The organism is Oligoflexus sp., assembly GCF_035638955.1.
In the GTDB taxonomy this organism is placed as follows: Bacteria; Bdellovibrionota_B; Oligoflexia; order Oligoflexales; family Oligoflexaceae; genus Oligoflexus.
The window spans coordinates 1-6,912 of the sequence record NZ_DASQYZ010000443.1; the positions used below are offsets into that span (position 1 = coordinate 1).

The 6,912-nt window shown below is 51.4% G+C and carries 8 protein-coding genes; 7 read left to right on the top strand and 1 reads right to left on the bottom strand.

All coding sequences use genetic code 11. The annotated features are described in order from the left end of the window. The 6 genes from VE954_RS44575 to VE954_RS36400 form a co-directional block, all read left to right on the top strand. Positions 1-135 (top strand): C1 family peptidase (locus tag VE954_RS44575; RefSeq protein WP_414699063.1); only part of this gene is annotated, 135 nt, incomplete at its 5' end. A 345-nt stretch (positions 136-480) separates the two neighbouring features. Further along, complete coding sequence (locus VE954_RS36380) at positions 481-1,251, top strand: type II CAAX prenyl endopeptidase Rce1 family protein (RefSeq protein WP_324962381.1); 771 nt, start codon at positions 481-483, stop codon at positions 1,249-1,251. Positions 1,252-1,475: 224 nt separating this feature from the next. Further along, entirely contained in the window at positions 1,476-1,874 is a 399-nt protein-coding gene (locus tag VE954_RS36385; protein ID WP_324962383.1) for a hypothetical protein, read from the top strand. A gap of 207 nt (positions 1,875-2,081) precedes the next feature. Further along, positions 2,082-3,002 (top strand): hypothetical protein, encoded by a 921-nt coding sequence (locus tag VE954_RS36390; protein ID WP_324962385.1) that lies wholly within the window; start codon positions 2,082-2,084, stop codon positions 3,000-3,002. After that, entirely contained in the window at positions 2,999-3,613 is a 615-nt protein-coding gene (locus VE954_RS36395; RefSeq protein WP_324962387.1) for a hypothetical protein, read from the top strand. The genes VE954_RS36390 and VE954_RS36395 overlap by 4 nt, the downstream gene beginning before the upstream one ends. A 151-nt stretch (positions 3,614-3,764) precedes the next feature. Then, a complete protein-coding gene (locus VE954_RS36400) occupies positions 3,765-4,622 on the top strand; it encodes a hypothetical protein (protein WP_324962389.1) in 858 nt (285 codons plus the stop codon). Positions 4,623-5,245: 623 nt separating this feature from the next. Here VE954_RS36400 and VE954_RS36405 read toward each other — a convergent pair. Next, entirely contained in the window at positions 5,246-6,076 is an 831-nt protein-coding gene (locus VE954_RS36405) for a response regulator (RefSeq protein WP_324962391.1), read from the bottom strand. A 617-nt stretch (positions 6,077-6,693) separates the two neighbouring features. Here VE954_RS36405 and VE954_RS36410 point away from each other — a divergent pair. Further along, positions 6,694-6,912, top strand: a 219-nt coding sequence (locus tag VE954_RS36410; protein WP_324962394.1) for an NADAR family protein, incomplete at its 3' end; no start/stop codon positions are given.

Here is a 6,912-nt window from a genome sequence, read left to right on the forward strand (position 1 = left end):
TATGACGACTGCAGGCAGGTTTTCATTATTCGCAATAGCTGGGGCGAGAGCTGGGGCGAAAAAGGCTACGGTTATCTCCCCTACAGGATTATCGAAACCCCTGGGCTGTCGCAGGACTTTTGGGCCATCAAGTAAACGATAGGGGGTTGTTTTTCAACCCCTTTGTTTTTTCTCTATATGGCTCTGAATAAGCGAAAGAGGGTGTTGCGAAATACAGAATATTACTGACCTATTTTCCGTGATCCACAATTTGTTTAAGATCGCTGTCAGCCAGAGGATGGTCACTCAAAAGCTGCTCTGCTGCTTTAATGTCGAGACGAATGCCCCAAGACCTTGCCATCGGACTGATGAGACCTTCCTGGAGCAGCCTGTCAAGTGACCTGCAATATTCGTCATGCCTCCGCATCCTGATCCCCGTAAGGCAAGTCGAATTGTTGCAAGTCGGACGGATAAAGTGCCCGCTGCTACAAAGGAGCAGAAATGGTTCTATGGAAACAGAGGTTTTTCGTAACATGTGCCCTTTTCAGCTGGGTCAGCCTTATCTATTCGGCCTTTGTCGCCACAATTATCCCTGTCGTCGGTCTGGCGCTGATACTTTACTTCCTCCGCATGGCTTGGCCTACGGATTGGCAGAAAAGGGCAGGCCTGGAATTCAACGGAAAGACCCTTTTGCTGGCCTTGGCGGCCACCGGCGTTTTTCTGGGGATCTTTCGCTTCTATTATGCGCAAGTTGCGGCGCGAAGCGAGGTGACCATCGACCTCGTCGCAATCCTTCCCCATGTTCTGCCGGGCATGATCTTCACGCTGGTCCAGACCTGCGCCGAGGAAATCATCCTCGGTTCCTTATTGCTTCGCTTTGTGCAAGATCGCTGCCTGAGCTTATCAGAGACGTGGGCGACGGTAATCGTGGCTGTCGTGTTTGGATTGATGCATGTGGTCTTCTATCAGTCCGGACTCATTCTGCCTAGAGAGAGCCTGCATCCGATGTCGCTGGTGGGGCTCATACTAGCCGGGATCCTTCGCAATTTGCTTATCGTCCGGTTTGGTCATATCGCCTACGCGTGGGCATTGCATTTCTCCTGGAATCTATACATGTTTCATTCGCCGATGCTGCGGTCCGGAGTTGCTCTGGGCGAGGCCGCGAAATTCAATCTGCTGTTCGGAACCTGGGAATTCATTTGCCTCGCAGGGTTGGCCATAGCAGCTGTTTGCCTCGGCTGCGCTCTAGTCAAGACGAGAAAGGCGATTTGAGAGAACCTTTGAGTTCGCTCGATCTTTATGGGTGCGGCCCCTGAGGGCGTCAGGCGAGGTTTTGCTCAAACCATAGACGCATGGAGTCGCGGCTCGATTCAAACCCGGGATGATGGGTCTTAAATGAAGCTTTCTATTTGTGCAAGAGTTTCAAGAATGTCAGCATAACTTGTGGTGCTCAACACGCGTAGGAATCCTTACCATCCCGCAGTAAGGTCTATCATGTGGACCTCGAATGCGGCATTGCCCTGCACGCGGCGCATGATGCGGTGGTGGATGTCCATGTTCATCTGAAAATACCCGCAGGCGATGTGACCCGGAAATCCTTCGATGCCACCTCGAATGATATCGATCTTTTGCAGCGGATTGAAAAGATGGTCCACCGTTTGCCCGGTTCCAATATCATCATGACCGAAAGTTTTGTGGAGCATCTGACCATGCGACCTGATGAACTGATTTATCTCGGCTCGCGTACCTTCACGGGACAATCGAAACCCGTCAAACTCTTTTTGATTCGCAGTGACCTGCTCTCGCCTGAGGATCTTCGTGACTTCATCAACGAGGAATTCCCCCTGGAGCCCCTGGTCCTTGGGCCTGTAAGCACTGGTCGGGTTCCCTGCTGATGCTACCGAGTTGGTCCATGAAACGGATTTCGCTGCCTATTCGACCTGTCATACACCAACTCAAGGCATCCTAGTCCCTTTCCGCTGCATATTCTGAGAACGATTTTTTTCAATCACAGCCTCAATATCTTGCTGCCTGCGGCTTCCTTCGGTATGAAAGCGGTTGCTTGACCCTTTGCCGCATGAAAATTTGATAAGGAATTTCCGGTGAAAACATACCTCAGCCTGAGTCTTCTGTCCCTGCTCCTCGCCTGCGGGGAAACGCGTATCAAGAGTGTGGATGATGAAGTTATGGAAGAAGCCCAGACTGACAAGGCTACCGCGGCCTTGAAGCGCGAAGAGGCTGCACTGCTCGGCACCTGGCAGGCCTGCAGCCCGACTTCGGAAACGGAATCCAAAGGCCACGAGTATATTTTTACCGGTGACGGCGGGGTCATGCTCGTTCAACGGCAATATTCCAACCCCAATTGCGCGGACCAGCCGACCGAGGAGGAAAACCTCACCGCGAAATGGAAACTGGCTCCGGTCAAAGAGAGTTCCGATTTTACGCTTCACTTCACATGGGACGAGAGCAAAAAGTTGGAATCGCAATATCGCTTCAAGAGCGGCACTGTCGAATTGCCGAAGATCTTCGAGCTGAAGGAGAAGCCTGATCTGGCCTTGGCGCAACTCGCCGACAAGGATAATTTTCTGACTCTCAAGAAAGTCCCCGTCGATTCGGGTGAAGAGCAGCGCAGACAAAGTGAACTCATGGTTATCAGTTTCGCCAAGAGTCTTTTGCGCCGTGATGGGATCTGGCAAACAGCCTGTGCAGAGAGCAAGCACAGCATCGTTCAGTTTGAAGTCGGTAAAAACATCAGCATGACGCGCTCCCTCGTAACCTATGAAGATGAAAAATGCGAGAAACTGAAGGACACTCAAAAGGATGAAAAGGCCACGGAGATCACTCTGAGCGCCGTTTCCGATCTTGCCCAGAAGAAAATTGCTTTGGAAATGGGCAAGGACAAGCAAAAAGCTACCCTGAAGGTGTTCTTCGATAACATCGATAAGCTGGAGCTCACTGAATCGAAAGATAACAAGAATGTGTCGGCCACTTATGGATTCAAAGCTTCGGGAGATGAGCCATGAAATTCTGGACCTTGGCTCTGCTCCTGATCGGCACAAGCGCCTGGGCAAAACCCATACCCTACAAACAAAGCCTTCTGAAACACGGCATCAATGCGTCCGCCTATGGTGAGGCCGTTGTCCAAAAGGATGACATGCTCAACACCGATATCGTGAGCGGGCGTATGCAGGGCGGCTGGCTCCTGTCGCGTCATCGCTTTCTCGCCACGACGCTCGGTGCGTCCTATACCGGACTTTTAGGAAACGCTCAAAAGGCCGAAAACGGTGTGGTGGAATATCGCTACTACGGCCCCATTCTGGAAGTGATCGCGTTGCCAGAATCACCTCTGACACCCATATTTAGCTACTCCTATGAGCATGGATATTTCAAGCGCAGTGCGACGAAGGACGACCTGAATTATGGTTACACGACCATGAAGATGCAGGAACTGCGTTTCATGCTCGCGCTTTCTGTCGGCAAGTATCAGCAGCTCGTGATCGGTGCCTCAGGTCAGGACATCCAGCATCAGCATTTTTATAAAAACGAGAAAGACGGCGACCTGTATCGCCGCCGCGGGAAAAGGCAGGAAAACGCGCAGGCGTATTTCGCTGGATTCCGTCTCGCCGCTTTTTGATCCAAGCCAGCTCTTTCCAAAGAGACTTATAGAGTAAAAAAGGCGCATTCGGTGCAATATCCACCGAGATCCTTCGACTTTCAAGAGGTTCACCTCGGCTCCGGCGTTGGCCTGAATCGACTTCTCGGCTTCCATAACCGAAAGGAATCCCATGTTCGCGATAAGATTGACGACAGCTGTATCCATGAGCGCCCTCCTCGCCCTTTCTACCCTGACCTTGAATGGTTGCGGTAAAGACAGCTCGAAAAAATCCTCCGATCAGGCACCACCACCACCTGCCGCCGTGGATAAGACGCAGGCTGTGTGGGAAGGATATCAAAAGATTCGTGATGAGAAGGTGCTCGGACCCGAGGGTCTGGACGAAAAAAACCGCAAGCTGAATGAATCGATCGCCGTTTGGGTCGAAGCCTACCGGGAAAGGCTCGTCTATGCCCGCAATCCTGGCGAAAATAATCTGCAGAAGGCTGAGATCGAACTGAGCAAGAAGGAGTCGGAGCAGTTGAAATTGCGTGACGCGTTCTTCGTTCATCATATGGACAGCAAGCAAGCTGCGGCCGAAGTGAGTTCAGAGCTGCAAAAGCTACTCGACAAGGCGGGCGGCACCGTCGACGCGAAGGTTAAATCGCACATCGAAAGCGTGATCGCGAATTTGAATGACACCAGCATCCAGCGCACGACACTCCTGAACCGCTTCAGCGAGTTCAACCCGGAATATTCGAAGATCGTCAATTCCGTCCTTCGCTCCGCGGTCATCAACTTCGCATTGAGCGGTACAGTCAACACAACCCCGGTCCGAGATCTGAAACTGCTGGACGCCCTGACCACGAATCGCGAAGCCCCTCTTCCCGCGATTGAGAATCCCGACGTCTCAGGCCTGGCTGAAGCTATCGGCAGCGACATCGCGACCAAAGGCGCAACCGTCATGCAGGATAACGACCGGATTCAGCAGGAATTCGAACTGATCCGCACCGAGTTGAAAGAATGGTTTGACGCGGAATTTCCCTCGTAAGAGAGCGACTGCATCTCACGGCCGAGCCCCTCGCATCTTGCTATGCAGATGCGAGGGGCTTCGCACGTTTATGAGCCGACTCTCAGGAGACCGCATGCCTTCGGAAGGGATATCGCCGTATCAGGTGACGGAAACCCATCCTTCATTCATAAAGGACAATCATCAACCAGCGCTGCGCAGCCTTTTGCCAGGTAAGAGCTGCAAATCTCAGTAATCTCGGAACCGGCAAGGAAGAATGCGAGCTCATCCTTCTTGCTGGTAAGGACATTGGTATTACACCCCTGATAACAGGACGTCTGATACGTCGTAGGTGAACACTCACCGGAATTGGTGCCATCGAATATCGACAATCCTGAAAAGTGCCCTGAGACAGCCGACGGCGGCCCAAGTTGTAATAGGGGATCTTCCCTTGGCTCACCATATTGCGAAGAGAGCCAATCGATGGCAAGTGAATGATGGCCAGACAGGTAAGACCGGCTCTTGTAATCCTGAACGGGGCGCGAGCCGCTTAGCAGGCCGTGTAAGCGATGAGGAGCAAGAGCGCATATTCCATTAGGGCGCTAGGGTTTTAGCCGAAGACGCCGGATATACGTACGCACCTTAGGCTCGGTGCCCAAGCTCCCTTAATGTCCACGGATGAAGGGTGGCCGACCGTAACCCGTATCGGGCATGAAAGCCAATTCCATTCGATCGTCGCCGACATCCCGCACTAGCCCTTCAGGCAACTTATGCCGTGTAAATAGCGACTCGAGCGCCAAGCGCACCTGATAATTGGAATCAACCAGCAGCAGACACAGCTCGAAGGGCATTTCTGCGTTTCCAGATTTTTGGCTCTGCAGAACTTTGACGACAAAGCTCTGGGCGTTCACGACTGTCTGCAGTTGTCTGCAGTGAATATCGACCAGGATTCCGACCTCGATATCGGCCGATGACTGGATCACGAAACCGGACGGCGTTATCCTGGTCATGGATATTTTAGGACGAATGTTCACACCCTGGAGTTCACAGTTTAAATGGCAATTGATGCGCTTGGTGAGATCCATATTTTGAAACGTGCAGCCTAGAAGGCCGTCAATCTTGGACTGCAAGGTTTCAAGATTGATCGGCTTGGAGATGAAATCGTCGACACCGATTTTGTGGACGGCTTCGACAAAACTCTCGTCCACCCGCGAGGAACTGACGAAGCACATGGAAAAAAGCCGTCGCGCCCCGCAATCATGAAACTTCTTGGCCAGCGCAATGCCGTTTTCCTGATCGCGCAGGTTGATGTCGATGATGATGAGGTTGATTTCGGGATGTTTCTGAAAGAGACTGAAAGCTGCCTTGGGCGTCTCAGCCGTCAATACAGTCATACCTTTGCGTTTGAGAACCGATTTCAAGAGGACTAGCATGTCACGGCTGTCATCCACTGCCAGCACTGTGAATTTGCGCTTGTCACTGTCTACATTGAGCATAATGAGTTTCCTTAGTTCAGTGGTTCGATACTGTCTATTTGTGTGGATGCCATTCACACCAAGCTCTAAGGATCAATTCGGTGCGCATTTCGTAAAATGAAGACCCTGCGGAAATACGTATATTCACGTTTTTTTGCCTTGGCGAAAAATTTAGCCAGGATGGACAATTTCCCCAAAAAATATCAGATGGCCGGTATTCTGCTGTCCGCGAAAGTCTTCTGTTTTCTAGATCCATCTGTATTTTATTGAGCTTTTGACAAGTATGAAGCACCCTGATCTTCTTACATCAAGATAATTAGAAAGGGATTTGAAAAAGGGAGACCCTTGACGCTGGTGCCTTCACATTATTTCCTGTAGTCAGGAATAAAAAGCCACGAAAAATCAGGAGTCAAAATCAGATCGACCTCGCGGATGTCCGAAAGGAATCCTGCGTCAACTGATCCGATCGTCAACAGGATTGAGAGCTCTAACAAATCCACTTTACAAATAGTGGGGACTCCCCCCATCGGCGTCAACTCATCGCATGAGGACGATAAAGGTCCGTTACCCGCTTCCCCACTTGGTTGCTAACGAGTCGACTGGTATGTTTCCGGGGATGTGCGCGTGAGGCAAACGAAATGGGTCACCTTCTGAATCTTCAACAACGCTTTCGAAGCGGAGAGCCGCTCAAGTTTCATTTCTTCTGGGGACACACTCCATCCCATGGACGCGTGAATGAGTCCTGCCTGAGTCAATGGCATGTGGCGCCTTTCGTTATTGAAAATCATTGTTATCCCACAGCAGAACATTTCATGATGGCTGAGAAAGCCAGACTGTTCAACGATGGGGATGCACGG